This window comes from Methylobacterium oxalidis (assembly GCF_007992195.1).
GTDB classification, from domain to species: Bacteria; Pseudomonadota; Alphaproteobacteria; order Rhizobiales; family Beijerinckiaceae; genus Methylobacterium; species Methylobacterium oxalidis.
In genome coordinates this window covers 1-925 of record NZ_BJZU01000316.1, presented here as the reverse complement: position 1 = coordinate 925, position 925 = coordinate 1, and the positions used below count along the sequence as shown (strand labels likewise).

General features: G+C 65.7%; 1 pseudogene. It reads right to left on the bottom strand.

The annotated features are described in order from the left end of the window. Nucleotides 1-925 (bottom strand): annotated as a pseudogene (locus MOX02_RS30780) (IS3 family transposase); the annotation flags it as partial.

The window sequence follows — 925 nt, the reverse complement described above, 5'->3', positions numbered from 1 at the left end:
GGCCGGTAGCCCAAGGACGAGTGCGGCCGCACGCGATTGTAGGTGTTTTGCCAAAGCCCGATCACAGCCTGCGCTTCTTTCAGCGAGTAGAAGATCTCCTGGCGTAGGCATTCGTCGCGCAGCTTGCCGTTGAAGCTCTCACAATAGCCGTTCTCCCACGGTGAGCCCGGCGCGATGTACTGGATCTGTGATCCAGCCTGGGCGACCCACTTGCGCAGCGCCTTCGCAACCATCTCAGGGCCATTGTCGCAGCGGACGTTCTCCGGGATGCCGTGCAGACACATCGCCTCCGCCAGTGCCTCAATGACACCCAAACTGTTGATGCGCCGCGCCACCTTCAGCGCCAGACAGGCTCGGCTGTGCTCGTCGATCAGCGTCAGGATGCGCAGGCTCCGGCCGTCATGGGTCTGTGCCTGCACGAAGTCGAAGCTCCAGACGTGGTTGCGATGCTGCGGCCGCAGCCGCACGCAGGAGCCGTCGTTGAGCCAAAGCCGGCTGCGCGGCCGGTGCTTGTGCGGGACCTTCAGCCCCTCGCGACGCCAGATCCGCTGAACCCGATCCTTGCCCACCTGCCACCCGCCTGCTTGCAGCAGCGCGGTGACGCGGCGGTAGCCATAGCGCCCGTACTCGGACGCCAAGCTGATGATGGCGCGGGTCAGTTCATCCTCATCAGCCAACACGGTGGGCACGTAGCGCTGCGTGCCCCGGTGCTGGCCGACGATCCGGCAGGCGTGGCGCTCCGAGAGGCCATACCTCTCCCGGATCGCCGCCACCGCCTGTCGGCGTCGTTCGGGGGCTACAAGTTTCCCGCAGAAACGTCCTTCAGCACCTGCTTCTCCAAGGACAGGTCCGCCACGAGGCGGCGCAGGCGGGCGTTCTCGCGCTCCAGATCCTTCATCCGACGCGCCTGATCGATCTGCAGGCC